Raw genomic sequence first — 14,515 nt, 5'->3', positions numbered from 1 at the left:
TACCTTCTTTCTTTCTCTTGATGATTCCACGGTAAAGACTGGTTGACCGCTGCGCACTCGATTAAAACGCCCCGTCACCGCGGCTCGTCGCACCGCACGGCGCCGCCTGACCGGCGCGTTCCGCCGTGGCCGCCTCGATGCGAGTCGTTGTCGCCGATTCGACGCTCGACTCGGGCATCAGCGTCGCCCCGGGTCCGCGAACAATCAGGCCATCATGCGGCTGCTGCCGAATCAGAAAGTCCAGAATGTCCGCATGATCGAGCGCACCGAGGTTTCCGTGTCGCGGCGATCGCGCTCTACCGCGGCTGGGGCTTCCCGGAGGTGCCGGAGAACGGATAGTCCCTCATGGCGTTGCCGTGGGCGAGGGCGGAGACGAGGCTCTCGGCGTCGGCGGTGGTGATGACGTCGTCGGCCAGCCATTCGTCGAGCAGCCCGCCGAGGGCGTCGCGCCACAGCACGGCGCCGAGGTAGTGCAGTTCGGGGAGGCCGTAGCCGTCGGAGGAGTAGAGCACCGAGTGGAACGGCGCGAGTTCGAGTGCTTCGGCGAGCAGCGTGCGAGCGCCGCGGCCGACGTGCGGAATGGCGAGTCCGAGGTCCATCCGGACGTGCTCGAAGACGTGCGCGAGGTAGGCGGCGTTGCGGTGGAACGGCCAGCAGTGCAACAGCACGACCGTGAGTCCGGTGTGCGCGGTCGCGCGCAGGAAGTCGGTGAGCAGCAGCGGGTCCGCGTGCTGGAGGCGCAGGTCGGGGTCGCCGAAGCCGGTGTGGATCTGTAGCGGCAGGCCGAGTTCCGCGCCGACCCGCGCGCCGAGTCCGACGAGCCAGCCGAGCGTGGCCGGATCGCTGAGCCGGTGTTCGGGCGCGAGTGTCGGCGGCGGCGTATCGGTCAGCGGGAAGTCCAGGCCGGTCCGGTAGGCCACGACCGTCTTGAGGCCTGCCGCGCCCGCGGCCCGTTCGCGCACCGCGGCCTCGATGCGGTCGAAGGCCTTCGCGGTGCCGCCCACCTCGGCGACGACCTCTTCGGCGACCTGTTCGAGCCGCACGATCTCGCCGATCTCCCCACCGGCCAGTTCACCGAACTCGGTCAGGCCGGTGAGCCCGTCGGGCAGGCCGGTGTCGACCAGCCAGCGGGCCGTGCCCGCCGCGCCGAGCAGTCGCGCGCTCACGTCGCGCCAGCCGAGATCGGCGCGGCGCGCCAGGTACGCGTCCGCTCCGGTGTGCGGCGGCAGGTCGAGGACCGGGGCGCACCAGCGCCGGACGGCTAGCCCGAGGGCCGAGTCGAACGAACCGCGCCTGCCCTCGCCGAGCAGCGCCTCGAAGCCGGGACGGTCGAGGTCGGCCGCCGTGACGCCGTGGCAGTGGTGATCGGTGAGGGTGACGTCGCCGGTGAGCGTCATCAGAACCGCCAGAGCGTGAACGCGACGAGTTCTTCGGGTCTGGCGGCGCGGTAGCGTTCGGCCTCGGCCCGCCGCACGGTGACCAGCGCGTCGTGCAGTTCGGGCCCCATGGCGTCGGCGAGCACGGTGGACGCGGCGAGATGCGCGGCCGCCTCCGCGGCATCGGCCGGGAGCCTGCGCACCTGGTACCGGCGTGCGAAAGTCGCGGGGTCACCGGTGATTTCCTTGGGCAGGGCCAGTCCCTCCGCGATGCCCGCGAGCCCGGCGGCGATCACGGACCCGACGATGAGATACGGATTGCCCGTCCCGTCGAAGCATTTGACCTCGGCATTGGCTGCCCAGCGCTCGGTCCCCTGCACACCCGTGACGAAACGCAATGCCGCTTCGCGTGTTTCGCGTCCCCAGCACTGCCAGATCCCCGCCCATCGGGAGGGTTGCAGCCGTAGGAAGCTGGCCGGATTCCCGGCGCCGACCGCGACCAGCGCGGGCAGTTCCCGCAGCACGCCGGCGAGGAACGCCGCGCCCGCCTCCTTCATGCCGTAGGGGCCCGGTCCGTCGGCGAACAGCGAACCGCTCTCGTCGTGCGCCGAAAGATGCAGGTGCGCACCGGAACCGGTGCCGCCGGGTACCAGGCAGGGCGCGAACGTCGCGCGCCAGCCGTACTTCCCGCTCAGCTCCCGGATGGTGTGCCGCAGCAGCACCGCCGCGTCGGCCGCGGCGACCGGATCGCTGGGCGCGATGGAGATCTCCAGCTGCGACGCCGTGTATTCCGGGTGGAACTGTTCGACCCTGAGCCCTTGCCGAATCAACAGGCTCACCAATTCGCGGGCGTACTCCGCCACTTGGCCGAGCCGGATGATGCCGTAGGCGGGGCCGTGGACGGCGGGGGTGAAGCCGATCGGGTCCTCGGCTCGGCCCAGTGCCCATTCGGTCTCGAAGGCCATCGACAGCCGCAATCCCGCTCGCCGCGCCGCCTCGACCTGTCGCGCCGCGAAACCGCGCTGACAGGCCGCGAATCGTGTGCCGTCCTGGGTGTACTTGTCGGCGGGCGCCCACGCCCATCCGTGCTGACCGGCGAGTTCGGTGAGCGCGCCGAGATCGGGCACGAGCCGCAGGTCCCCGTCGGGTCCGCCGAGATAGCGGCCCACCGTCATCAGATCGTCGAAACCGAAGGTCTCGAAACACGGCGAGACGCCGACACCGAACCGCGCGGCATGCGCCAAACGCGCGGCAGGGACCGTCTTGACCCGCGTGATGCCCGCGTTGTCGACGAAGGACAGCGCGATCATCTCGGCGTCGACGCGATCGATCGGCGCCGCCGCGTCACCGTCGGCCGGAATGCGCTCGGGCATGGTGGGCATGAATCCCAACGATAGGCGCTGTACAGCGCGGTCGCGGGACAACACGGGTGGACGCGCCGGGGTCCGACGAGGCTGCCCGCGCGGTTCCGCGGGCGGGCCGGGAAAGGCGGGGACGTCCGGCTAGTTCGCGCGCTCGCGCAGCAGGGCCTCGATGCGCTCCCGGTCCGGAATAGCACTGCTGGCGCCGAGCTGGGTGGTTGCGAGAGCGCCTGCGGCACACGCCCATTCGAGCGCGGCGCGCGGTCCGCGAGGCCAGGCGGCGGCAAGCGCGCCGGTGAAGGCGTCGCCCGCTCCGGTGGTGTCGACGACGTCCACCGGGACGCCGGGAACCGACAGTTCCGAACCGTCCGGTCCGCGATAGGTCGCCCCGGCCGCTCCCCGGGTGACGACCAGGTGCCGGACGGCGTGCAGCGCGCCACCGAGCTGGGCCGCCTCGCCCGAATTCACCACGGCCACATCGACGTCGTCCCACATGTCGGACGGAAGACGTTGCGCAGGGGAAGGATTGAGCATCACGACGGTGCCTTTCGCGCGCGCGTGCCTGGCCGCGGCGGCGACGGTCGGGATCGGAATCTCCAACTGGCACAGCAGGACATCGGATGCGCCGATCAGCGCGAGATCGTCGGCGGTCAGCTCGGTCAGCGCCGCGTTCGCCCCGCCGACCACGATGATGCTGTTCTCGCCCGTGCTGTCCACCACGATGGCGGCGATCCCGCTCGGACCGGGCAGCGTGCGCAGCCGGTCGGCGCCGACGCCCGATTCGGTGAGCACCCGGCGCAGGTCACCCGCGAACACGTCGGATCCGACCGCGCCGAGGAAAGCCACCGCGCCGCCCGCCCGTCGCGCCGCGATCGCCTGATTCGAGCCTTTGCCGCCGGGCACCATGGTGAACCCGCTGCCGAGCACTGTCTCCCCCGGTGCGGGCCGCCGCCGGGTGGTGGTGACGAGATCCATGTTGATGCTGCCGAGCACGGCGATCACGGGGACGTCAGCGGTCATACCCCGGGACCGTAGTCCGCGGTCGCCCCGCCCGCACGCATCCGAACCCCCCGGCCGCGCGCCGGGCCGCTCGTGCAGGTGGAAAGCGCCGCCGACCCGGTGCGTAGGCTGTTAGCCATGACGGCAGGAACGACGACCGAGCTGGATGTCCGCGAGGCGGTACACGACGCCGCGCGAAAGGCCCGCGTCGCGTCCAGGGCGCTGGCGCAGCTGACCACCGCGCAGAAGAACGAGGCGCTGCACGCCGCGGCGGACGCGCTGCTCGCCGCGGCCGACACCGTGCTCGCGGCCAACGACAAGGACATCGCGACGGCCGAGGCCGCAGGCACCGAGGCCTCGCTGCTGGATCGGCTGCGGCTCACCGAAGCGCGCATCGACGGCATCGCGTCCGGATTGCGTCAGGTCGCGGGTCTTCCGGACCCGGTCGGCGACGTGGTGCGCGGCTCGACGTTGCCCAACGGGCTCGAGGTCCGCCAGGTGCGGGTGCCGCTCGGCGTGGTCGGCATGGTCTACGAGGCGCGGCCGAACGTCACGGTCGACGCCTTCGGTCTGGCGCTGAAGTCGGGCAACGCCGCACTGCTTCGCGGCTCCTCCTCAGCCGCCGAGTCCAACGCCGCCCTGGTCGACGTCCTGCGCAAAGCGCTGACGGCACAGGGCATCCCGGCCGACGCCGTGCAACTGCTGCCCAGCCACGACCGCTCCAGCGTCACCCACCTGATCCAGGCGCGCGGCCTGGTCGACGTGGTGATCCCACGAGGCGGCGCGGGCCTGATCAACGCGGTGGTGCGCGACGCCACCGTGCCGACCATCGAGACCGGCACCGGCAACTGCCACGTCTACGTGCACGCGGCCGCCGATCTGGAGATGGCCGAGCAGATCCTGATCAACGCCAAGACCCGCCGTCCGAGCGTCTGCAACGCGGCCGAGACGGTCCTCATCGACAAGGCAATCGCCGACATCGCGCTGCCCAAGCTCACCGCGGCCCTGGAGCGGCACGGCGTCACCATCCACGGCAACCTGCCCGGCCAGGTGCCCGCCACCGACGCCGATTGGGGCGAGGAGTACCTCACCCTGGACATCGCGCTCGAGATCGTCGACGATCTCGACGCCGCCGTCGAGCACATCAACACCTGGGGCACCGGCCACACCGAGGCCATCGTCACCGGCGAGCTCGCGGCGGCGCGGGAGTTCACCAGTCGGGTCGACGCCGCGGCGGTGATGGTCAACGCGTCCACCGCGTTCACCGACGGCGAGCAGTTCGGCTTCGGCGCCGAGATCGGCATCTCGACCCAGAAGTTGCACGCGCGCGGCCCGATGGCACTGCCGGAGCTCACGTCCACCAAGTGGATCGTGTGGGGCGACGGGCAGATCCGCCCGGCGTAGTCTGCCGCCGCGGGCTTTTCGGAGGCAACCGCCTCCTGCTTTTCGAAGGAAGGACTGACCAGTGGCCGATGCACCGCAAGAGCCGATCTTCACCTCGGTCGATGATGTGATCGAGCGGCTCGCCACCACCGGCTATCTGGCCGACAAGGCCACCGCCACCTCGGTGTTCCTCGCCGACCGGCTGGGCAAGCCGCTGCTCATCGAGGGCCCGGCCGGTGTCGGCAAGACCGAGCTGGCCCGCGCCGTCGCGCAGACCGCGGGCGCGGAGCTGGTGCGCTTGCAGTGCTACGAGGGCGTCGACGAGGCCCGCGCGCTGTACGAGTGGAACCACGCCAAGCAGATCCTGCGCATCCAGGCCTCCAGCGAAAACGATTGGCAGGAAACGAAGGCCGACGTCTTCACCGAGGAGTTCCTGCTCTCCCGTCCGCTGCTCACCGCGATCCGCCGAGCCGACCCGACGGTGCTGCTGATCGACGAGACCGACAAGGCCGACGTCGAGATCGAGGGCCTGCTGCTGGAGGTGCTGAGCGATTTCGCCGTCACCGTGCCGGAACTGGGCACCATCACCGCCAGCCGCAGGCCGTTCGTGGTGCTGACCTCCAACGCCACCAGGGAGCTGTCGGAGGCGCTCAAGCGCCGCTGCCTGTACCTGCACCTGGACTTCCCGGACGAAGAACTGGAGCGCCGCATCCTGGCCAGCCGGGTGCCCGAGCTGTCCGCCGCGGTGTCCGCCCAGCTGGTGCGCATCGTGCACGTGCTGCGCGGCATGCAGTTGAAGAAGCTGCCCTCGGTCGCCGAATCCATCGACTGGGGCCGCACCCTGCTCGCGCTCGGTCTGAAGGACCTGGACGACTCCACCGTGCGCGCCACCCTCGGCGTGGTGCTCAAGCATCGGAGCGATCACCAGCGCGCGCTGGCCGAGCTGAAGCTGGCCTGAACCATGGTCACGGGATCGGGCCCGGCGGAGACGGTGTCGCTGGACGCCCCGCACGGGCTGCCGGGTCATCTCGTCGGCTTCGTCGAGGCGCTGCGGGCGCGCGGTATTCCGGTCGGTCCCTCGGAGACCGTTGACGCGGGCCGGGTGATGACGGTGCTGGATCTGCTGGACCGCGAGGTGCTGCGCGAGGGCTTGGCCTGCGCGCTGCTGCGCCGCACTACCCACCGTGCCACCTTCGACGGGCTGTTCGACCTGTGGTTCCCGGTCGCGGTGGGGCAGCGCGGCACCGCCGCGGACGAGGTGGCGATTCCGCGCACGCCCGCCGGTGAGGTGGACATTCCGGCCCTGCGCGAACTGCTGGCCGAACTGCTCGCGATGGACGACCCAGGGCGGCAGCTCGACCAGTTGGTGGGACAGCTGGTCGAACAACTCGGCCAGTATCAGTCCGCGCGCGGTCCGTCGTTCTCGGCCTACCAGGCGCTCAAGGAGGTTCAGCCGCAGACGTTGCTCGCCAAGATCCTGGCCGGGCTGGCGGTCGGGCCCGACACCAGCGCGTTCGACGCCGAGGTCGCCCGCAGGGCGGCGCGGCAGCGCATCGCGGGCTTCCGCACCGCCGTGGAGGCCGAGACCCGCAGGCGGGTCGCCGAACGCATCGGCCGCGAGCGGGTCGCCAGTTACGGCGTCGCGCGGCAGGCCGAGGACGTGGACTTCCTGCGCGCCTCCGAACGGGAGCTGGCCGAGCTGCGGCGCAGCACCCAACGGTTGGCCAGAATCCTGGCCTCGCGTCTTGCCGTGCGGCGCAAGCACGCTCGCCGCGGCGAGATCGATCTGCGGCGCACCCTGCGCAAGTCCATGTCGACCGGCGGTGTGCCGATCGACTTGGTGAACCGCAAGCCGCATCCGGGGCGGCCGGAATTGGTGCTGCTGTGCGACGTCTCCGGATCCGTCGCCGGTTTCAGCAACTTCACCCTGCTGTTGGTGAGCGCGTTGCGCGAACAGTTCTCGCGGGTGCGGATTTTCGCGTTCGTCGACAACACCGACGAGGTGACCCGGTTCTTCGACCCGAACACCCAGCTCGACGAGTCGATGACGAAGATCTTCACCGAGTCCGACGTCGTCGGCTTCGACGGGCATTCCGACTACGGCGGCGCGCTGACCGCGTTCGCCCGGGACTTCCCCGACGCCGTCACCAGCCGTAGCTCGCTGCTGATTCTCGGCGACGCCCGCACGAATTACCGTGACCCGCAGCTGGATACGCTGCGCTCGCTGGTCGGGGTCGCCAAGCACGCGCACTGGCTCAACCCGGAGCCGCGAACCCAGTGGGGCTCAGGCGATTCCGCCGCCGACCGCTACCGCGAGGTGATCGAGATGCACGAATGCCGTTCGGCCAGACAGCTGACCGACGTGGTCTCCCGGCTCCTGCCGATCTGAGATGGACGGCGCGCAGCTGCTGGCTTACTGCCTCGCCAAGCCGGGCGCGTGGCAGGACGAGCCGTGGGAGGGCGACGTAGTCGCGAAGGTCGGCGACAAGATCTTCGCGTTCCTCGGCGGCGAATCGGTCGGCCTCAAATGTGGCCGAACCCGGGAGGAGGCCGACGAACTCGTGCACATCTACCCGGACGACGTCACCGCGTCGGCTTACATCGGCCGCTACGGGTGGAACAGCATCCGGGTCGACGGTGCGGTCCCGCCCGACGAGCTGCGCGAGCTCGTCGATCAGTCCTACGACGCGATCGTGAGCAAGCTGCCGAAGTCCAAGCGCCCCAAGTAGTTCCGGGCGACGTTCAGGATTCGTTAAGCGTTTCTTTGGCGACCCCGATCACCATCCCCCGCATGGGGAACGGAGCGCCGGAAGGCGTCGAGGCGGGGTGCGTCGGGCAGACCGGCGACGGGGAAGGGGATCAACGGGGCGAGGATGCCGAGCGGTTGGCCGGGCTGGCCGCGGCTCGGCTGCTCGACGCCCCCGGCGAGGCGGAGGAGTATCTGCGGAAGGCGCTGGCGCTCGGCGCGGGCGCGTTGCCCGCCGAAACGCTCGCGCGGTGGCATTCGCAGCTGGTCATGGTGCTGGCGGGCCGTCCTGGCCGGGAGCTGGAACTGGCGGAGACGGCCCTGCACGCCGCCGCGCGCTGGGGCGGAGTGTCCGACGCGGACGCGGTGCATCTGACCTTGGTCGCCGCGCGCGCACTGCACCGGGCGAGGCGGCACGCCGAGGCCGTCGAGCTCTTCGAGCCACCACTCGCGGCGGGCGCCGCGCCTTATCCCGCAGCCGAAATGGCGGTGCTGCGCGGACAATTCGGCAAGTCGCTGCGCCTCACCGGCAAGTATCGCGAAGCAGGCGAGCAGTTCCTCGAGGGCGCACAGCTGATCCGCACGGATCCCGCGCGCCTCGAACTCCAGGCCGAGCTGCTCTGGTCGGCCGCCTCCGCGTTGGACGCGGGCGGCGCGGAGGACCGAGCGCGGCCCGCGTACTTGCGCGCCGCCCAGCTGTGGGGCGAGCTCGGCCGCATCGGCCCGCGCTCGCGCTGCCTGCGTTCGGCGGCCTGGCTGCGGTACTGGTCCGCGGACTCGGAGTCCGAACGGGAGGACGGGATCGCCGCGCTCGGTGAGGTGCTCGCCGAACTCGAGGCGCTGGCGCAGCGTGAACCCTCGGCCCAGGTGACTCTCGAACTCGAATACACGCGCAACCAGCTCGCGGACATGCGGGAGCGCTGACGGCGTTCTTCAGCGGATGCTCAGCGGTTCTTTGGCGGCGTGCCGGACGGTAGCGGCAGACATCGAGAACGTCTCGGTGCGTCGCGAATTCGGAGACCGGAATGAAGATCTACGCCGCCGCCGCTGCCATCGTGGTAGCGATGGCCGGGCTGCTCACCGCCCGTGCGGCCGCCATCGAGCCGGACGTCGTGGCGGGCCCGCCGAGCGTCGTGGCGCACGCCGGGGTCTCGGAGCTCGTCACCGGACCCGGATACGTCCTCGACGTCCCGCAGGTCGTGGGCGGCGATCCCGCCGCAGCGGCGTTCAACGCGGGAATGCATGCGGCGGCGCGCTTCTGGATCGACCAAGTGGACGCGCGAACCACCCTCGCGCCGGGCCCCGGCCAGGTCACCTCTCTCGGGCCGCGGGTGCTCGGCGGGCTGCTGTCGGTCTCGGTCGACACCGGCGGCGCGACCGTCGTGCTGCGCACCAGTCACGTGACCGACGTGCGAACCGGCCGCACCCTCACCCTCGCCGACCTGTTCACCGATCCCCACCGTGGCCTTGACACCCTCGCAGCCCGGGCCGCCGACCTCCTCCCGCCGCAATCCGGCCTTCCGGCCAGCGCGCTCGAGCCCGCTGAGCACAACTACCGCGTGTGGCTGGCGACCCCGGCGGGCATGCAGATCCACTTCGGCGCCCCGGCCGAGGACCCCACCGGCGACATCGTGGTCACCGTCCCGTGGTACCAGCTGGACGCGGTCCTCGCGCCGGGAATGCGTGCGGTGGTCGGCGGCTGAGCTATTTCTTCGCACCGATCGCTCCTGGCATTTCTCCGGTATGCGGAGAATTGACTGATTATCCGAACGAATATCCGAGGCTTTCACATCGCGAAAATGGCTGCGCCCGACGGTAATCCATCGATTACTCTGACGCTCGGCTGACGTCGCCGGGGAGAATTCGCATGGATGGGGAAGACAACAGGTTGCACCGCGTCACTGTCGGCGGGAGCGTCGCGGGCCAAGTTGTCGTCGGCGAGCACAACGTCGTGATCAACGCGCAGGGATCACAGGTTTTCGTCCGCGACGGACCGCCGCCCGACGTGCGGCGGCGGACGCGGCCGGTGGGGGTGCCGATTCCGCGGGCGAGCACCGACATGATCGGCAGGCTGCGCGAATTGCGGTTCGTCGCCGAATCGCTCGATCGGGGTGTGCCGGTGGAGATTTCGGGTCCGCCGGGTGTCGGGAAATCGACGGTGCTTCGCCGGTTCGCGGCGGACCGCGCCCGCGGCGGGCATCCCGTTGTCTATCTTTCGGCGGCCGGACTCGCAGTCGAGGACTTGATCCAATCGCTGTTCCAGGCCTGCTACGACGCCGCCGACTACCGGCCGGAGCCGACGGTGCTGCGGCGGTTGATGGGATCCATCCGCGCGCTCGTCGTGATCGATGATTTCGGTGGTTCCGCCGCCGATCTGGACAGCGTGCTCGACCTCGTGCCCGGGGGTGATCTGATCGTCGCGACGGCGACGAGAACGCTGTGGGGGCAAGGACGTTCGCTGGAATTGCAGGGCCTGCCGGAGCCGCAGGCGATGGCGCTGCTCACGCGCCTGGTCGGCCGCGGTCTCGGCCACTCGGACGCGGCGCTGCGGTTGTGCCGTGCGGCGCGCGGGCACCCGCTCGCCTTGGTGCGGGCCGCCGCGTGGGTCGCGCACTCGGGCGCGGGCGAACTCTTCGCCGACCCCGGACTACTGCAACGCGCGATGATCGCCGGACTCGCGGGATACGTGCGCGACGCGCTCGGCGTGCTGTGCGCGCTAGCCGGTGTACCGGTGCAGCCCGCGCTGCTCGGAGTTTTGCTGCGCAGGCCGGATGCGGCGGGCGCACTGGCGGCGCTGGAACGCATTCACCTCGCGGAGCCGACCGCCACGGGTTATCGCCTGACCGGGAGCCCGACCGCGCTCACCGCCGACTGGCAAGGTCCGCTGCCCGACCCCGCTGATTTCGTTGCCCCGCTGCGGGATTGGGCCGTCCAAACAGCCACGGCCGCGGAGATAGTCGAGCTCGACGTCGTGGTCGTCCGGGTATTGCGGGCGGGCATGGTTCGCGGACGGCACGATTCGGTGCGCGAACTCGCCAGGGCCGTTGCGCCGGCCCTCGGCAGGTCGCTGCGCTGGGGATGCTGGAAAGAGGTGCTCGCCGCAGGCCTGCAGGCGGCGACCCAGGTCGGCCACGCCGCCGATCTCGCGTACTTCACCAGGGAGAGCCGCGTGCGCGAGCAGGCACTCGGCATGGCGGTCGGGCTGACCGTCGGCGTCGGGGCGGGCGCCACGGTCGTCGCGGCGCAGCAAGCCGGATCGCAGACGATGCAGAGCGCGCTGCGTTCGGTCGCGCTCGGTCATCCCATGGCGACCGGTACCGTGGTCGCGGTGCTGGCGATGGCCGCGACGGTCACCGGGGTTCGCCTCACCTCCGGCGATGCTCCGCCCGCGGTCGGTCAGGGGCCGGTGACGACGGTGCTGCCCTCCGCGACGACCACGCTGCTTCCGGCCGCCACACCGGAGGAGACGAGCGGTCCGGCCAAACCCCCGCCACTGCCGCCCGCGACGAAGCGGACGGATCCGGGGCCGGGGGCCACCGACTGCAGTCCGGCGACCTATCTGGTCACCTTCGAGGCGGTGGTGGGCGGTGCGCCCGTGACGCGGCCGGGCAGTTTTCTCTGGTTGTCGTGCGACAACGAGGGAGCCGCCGCCCTCTCCGGCGACAAGGTGTTCCAGGCGACGCCCAACCCCTGTCCGCCCGCCCAGGCCGGGGAGTGCGTGTACGACTTCACCTTCAGCCCCACCGAACCCGGCGACTACGCCGCCAAGCTGGTCATCCCGTCCGACTCGGGCGGTTCGGCCATCACCTTCGAACTGCGCGGCACCGCGGTGCGCGAACCGACCGGAAGCACTTCGCCGACCACCATCCCGCCGTCGCCAACGGTGACCATCCCACCGTCGTCGACGGTGACTCTTCCGCCCTCGTCGACGGTGACTCTTCCGCCGTCATCCAGCTCACCCGATACCCCCGTCCCGCCCATACCCACCAACTGAGAGGACAACACCAGTGACCGAAGCATTCGGAGCCGGCCACCACCTGAACGTCGGCGGCAACGTGTCGGGGCAGATCGCCGTCGGGCACCACAACACCGTCAACCGAGTGGAGGCGGGCGGTGACTCCACCCAGAACGTCGGCGCCGATCTCACCGCCTTGCGCGCCGAGTTCGAGCGGCTGCGCGCGCAGCTGCCCGCCGAAGGCCCGCTGCGTGAGCAGGCGGCCGAGCGCGTCGACGAGCTGGAGGAGGCGGTGACCGCCGCCGAGCCGGACCTGTCCACCATGGAGTACGTCCGCAACTGGTTCGCGCGGCGGCTGCCCGAGCTCGCGGGCGCGGTGACCGGGCTGATCGTCCATCCGGCCGTCGGCGCGCTGGTCGCCGCGGCGGGCGGGGGACTCGCGGGCGAGTTCGTGCGCCGTTTCGGCTCGACGGACGGGGCCTGATCCGCCCCGGCCGTATCGTAATCATCGGCGACCGACTCGGTCGCCGGCGGTCTTCCGCCCCGGGACCGGCCAGGCTCCGCCGAACCAGACGTTCGTCCCAGGACCGGGCGTCCGGGCGGCGGTTCGCGGCGGAGCGTTAAGCTCGGCACTCATGCACGAGATAGGCCGGACCGGACGCAAGCTGGGGGTGATGGGCGGCACCTTCGACCCGATCCACCACGGGCATCTGGTCGCCGCCAGCGAAGTCGCCAACCGGTTCGACCTGGACGAAGTGATCTTCGTCCCCACCGGACAGCCGTGGCAGAAAGCACACAAGAAGGTCAGTCCGGCCGAGGACAGGTACCTGATGACCGTCATCGCGACGGCGTCCAACCCGCGGTTCTCGGTGAGCAGGGCCGACATCGATCGCGGCAAGGTCACCTACACCGTGGACACCCTGCGCGAGATGCACGCCCAGTATCCGGACGCCGAGCTGTACTTCATCACGGGAGCGGACGCACTGGCCAACATCCTGTCGTGGCAGGATTGGGCGGAACTGTTCGAACTGGCGAAGTTCGTCGGGGTGAGCCGTCCGGGCTACGAGCTGAACGCCGATCATCTCCAGGAACATCTGCGTGATCTTCCGGCCGATGCGGTGACGATGATCGAGGTCCCGGCCCTGGCCATCTCGTCGAGTGAGTGCAGGCGACGCGCCGCCGAGAATCGGCCGGTGTGGTACCTCGTCCCCGACGGCGTGGTCCAGTACATATCGAAGCGGCACCTCTACGTGCCCGGAGCAGCGGAAGGTAGCTGAAGAGGCATGAGCGCATCTGTCGAGGCGGTCGAGATGGCGCAGGTCGCCGCGCGGGCGGCGGACGAGAAGCTGGCTGCCGACGTGGTCGTGCTCGACGTCTCCGAGCAGTTGGTGATCACCGACTGCTTCGTGATCGCGTCCGCGCCGAACGAGCGCCAGGTGAACGCGATCGTCGACAACGTGGAGGAACGGCTGCGGCAGGCCGGTCACAAGCCGGTCCGCAGGGAGGGCACCCGCGAGGGCCGCTGGGCGCTGCTGGACTACGTCGACGTCGTCGTGCACATCCAGCACAACGACGAGCGCAATTTCTATGCGCTGGAACGGCTGTGGAAGGACTGCCCGGTGGTTCCGGTGGCAGGCGTCGGCGATCCGCGAGCCGCGGAGGGCGACGAGCGAAACGGCGCCGAGTGAGCAAGTATGCCGGTGTGCGTACCCTGATCCTGTTGCGGCACGGGCAGACCGAATGGAATGCCGCGGATCGGATGCAGGGCCAGATCGATACCGATCTCACCGATCTCGGCCGCAGACAAGCCAAAGAGGCGGCGCGCGAGCTGGTCTCACGCAACGCCATCGCGATCGTCTCCTCCGATCTGAAGCGCGCCTACGACACCGCGCTCGCGCTGGGGGAGCACACCACGGTGCCCGTCGTGCGCGACCCGCGCCTGCGGGAGACCCACCTCGGCGACTGGGAGGGGCTGACCCACCTCGAGGTGGACGCCGACTATCCCGGCGCGCGCGTCGCCTGGCGACTGGACGCGACGTACCGGCCGCCCAACGGCGAAAGCAAGCTCGAAGTGGGCGCGCGCGCTCTTCCCGTCGTCCAGGAACTGTTCAGCGAGCGACAGGATTGGCCGGGCCGGACTATCATCCTGGTGGCGCACGGCGGGCTGATCGCCGCCCTGACGGCTGCGCTGCTCGACCTGCCGCCACAGAACTGGCCGATCCTCGGTGGACTGGCCAATACCAGCTGGGTGCAACTGAGCAGCCACGGTCCAGGCATCGAACAGCCCGGGTGGCGCCTCGATGTGTGGAACGCAGCGGCAAAGGTAGCTCCCGATGTCCTCTGAAGAGCCGATCAGATCGGTGCCGGACGAACTGTTCCAGCAGGTGACCGCCCGGCCGGAACGCCAGCTTCCCGATGCGTTGTTCGGCGGCCCCGCCGCCGAGCCCGCGCCGTCGGGGAAGAAGACCGCGAAGGGCGAAGAACCCGTCCGGACGGTGCCGGACGAATTGTTCAAGCAGGTGACGGCGAAGCCGGAACGGCATCTGCCGGATGCGTTGTTCGGCGGACCGCCGCCGCAGCGGGACGCTGATTCGGCGGGGGCGGGGGCGAATTCCCCGTCCGGTGTTGGCGTCGGTGACGGGTCTGGCGGTTCGGATGGTGAGGTCGCGGACGAGTCGGATGCCGATGGGGTGGG

Annotated in this window: 14 protein-coding genes; 11 read left to right on the top strand and 3 right to left on the bottom strand. The window is 70.4% G+C overall.

Annotated features, from left to right (window positions below; all coding sequences use genetic code 11):
• Nucleotides 1-296: 296 nt before the first annotated feature.
• The 3 genes from AB0H50_RS19955 to AB0H50_RS19945 form a co-directional block, all read right to left on the bottom strand.
• The gene (locus AB0H50_RS19955) at nucleotides 297-1,397 is read right to left on the bottom strand and encodes an amidohydrolase family protein (protein ID WP_357454476.1); all 1,101 of its coding nucleotides are present in this window, start codon (nucleotides 1,395-1,397) and stop codon (nucleotides 297-299) included.
• A complete protein-coding gene (locus AB0H50_RS19950) occupies nucleotides 1,397-2,758 on the bottom strand; it encodes a glutamine synthetase family protein (RefSeq protein WP_357454473.1) in 1,362 nt (453 codons plus the stop codon). The genes AB0H50_RS19955 and AB0H50_RS19950 overlap by 1 nt, the downstream gene beginning before the upstream one ends.
• 120 nt (nucleotides 2,759-2,878) lie before the next feature.
• Nucleotides 2,879-3,757 (bottom strand): ribokinase, encoded by an 879-nt coding sequence (locus AB0H50_RS19945; RefSeq protein ID WP_357454470.1) that lies wholly within the window; start codon nucleotides 3,755-3,757, stop codon nucleotides 2,879-2,881.
• 117 nt (nucleotides 3,758-3,874) lie between these two features.
• Between AB0H50_RS19945 and AB0H50_RS19940 the strand changes: the two genes are divergently transcribed.
• From AB0H50_RS19940 to AB0H50_RS19890, 11 genes are all read left to right on the top strand, one after another.
• Nucleotides 3,875-5,140 carry a glutamate-5-semialdehyde dehydrogenase gene (locus tag AB0H50_RS19940; RefSeq protein WP_357454467.1) on the top strand — a complete coding sequence of 422 codons (1,266 nt, stop codon included), beginning with the start codon at nucleotides 3,875-3,877 and terminating at the stop codon, nucleotides 5,138-5,140.
• 61 nt (nucleotides 5,141-5,201) lie between these two features.
• The gene (locus AB0H50_RS19935) at nucleotides 5,202-6,077 is read left to right on the top strand and encodes a MoxR family ATPase (protein WP_357454464.1); all 876 of its coding nucleotides are present in this window, start codon (nucleotides 5,202-5,204) and stop codon (nucleotides 6,075-6,077) included.
• A 3-nt stretch (nucleotides 6,078-6,080) separates the two neighbouring features.
• Nucleotides 6,081-7,508, top strand: coding sequence for a VWA domain-containing protein (locus AB0H50_RS19930; protein ID WP_357454461.1), 1,428 nt, complete (start codon nucleotides 6,081-6,083; stop codon nucleotides 7,506-7,508).
• Between the two features lies 1 nt (nucleotide 7,509).
• A complete protein-coding gene (locus tag AB0H50_RS19925; RefSeq protein ID WP_357454458.1) occupies nucleotides 7,510-7,848 on the top strand; it encodes an MmcQ/YjbR family DNA-binding protein in 339 nt (112 codons plus the stop codon).
• A gap of 62 nt (nucleotides 7,849-7,910) precedes the next feature.
• Nucleotides 7,911-8,789, top strand: a complete 879-nt coding sequence (locus tag AB0H50_RS19920) for a hypothetical protein (RefSeq protein ID WP_357454455.1) — start codon at nucleotides 7,911-7,913, stop codon at nucleotides 8,787-8,789.
• Nucleotides 8,790-8,890: 101 nt separating this feature from the next.
• Nucleotides 8,891-9,568, top strand: a complete 678-nt coding sequence (locus AB0H50_RS19915; RefSeq protein WP_357454452.1) for a hypothetical protein — start codon at nucleotides 8,891-8,893, stop codon at nucleotides 9,566-9,568.
• Between the two features lie 164 nt (nucleotides 9,569-9,732).
• Nucleotides 9,733-11,859, top strand: coding sequence for an ATP-binding protein (locus AB0H50_RS19910; protein WP_357454449.1), 2,127 nt, complete (start codon nucleotides 9,733-9,735; stop codon nucleotides 11,857-11,859).
• Between the two features lie 13 nt (nucleotides 11,860-11,872).
• Nucleotides 11,873-12,304 (top strand): hypothetical protein, encoded by a 432-nt coding sequence (locus AB0H50_RS19905; protein ID WP_357454446.1) that lies wholly within the window; start codon nucleotides 11,873-11,875, stop codon nucleotides 12,302-12,304.
• Between the two features lie 151 nt (nucleotides 12,305-12,455).
• On the top strand, nucleotides 12,456-13,097 hold the full coding sequence (gene nadD / locus AB0H50_RS19900; protein WP_357454443.1) for a nicotinate-nucleotide adenylyltransferase: 642 nt from the start codon (nucleotides 12,456-12,458) through the stop codon (nucleotides 13,095-13,097).
• Nucleotides 13,098-13,103: 6 nt separating this feature from the next.
• Nucleotides 13,104-13,508: a ribosome silencing factor gene (rsfS, locus tag AB0H50_RS19895; protein WP_357454440.1), complete on the top strand. Its 405-nt coding sequence runs from the start codon at nucleotides 13,104-13,106 to the stop codon at nucleotides 13,506-13,508.
• A complete protein-coding gene (locus AB0H50_RS19890) occupies nucleotides 13,505-14,164 on the top strand; it encodes a histidine phosphatase family protein (RefSeq protein WP_357454437.1) in 660 nt (219 codons plus the stop codon). Before rsfS ends, AB0H50_RS19890 begins: the two co-directional genes overlap by 4 nt.
• Nucleotides 14,165-14,515: the final 351 nt, after the last annotated feature.

It is taken from the genome of Nocardia sp. NPDC050793, assembly GCF_040654065.1.
Classification (GTDB): domain Bacteria; phylum Actinomycetota; class Actinomycetes; order Mycobacteriales; family Mycobacteriaceae; genus Nocardia.
Note: the sequence above shows the minus strand (reverse complement) of the source record. Positions and strands in the feature narration are given on the sequence as shown.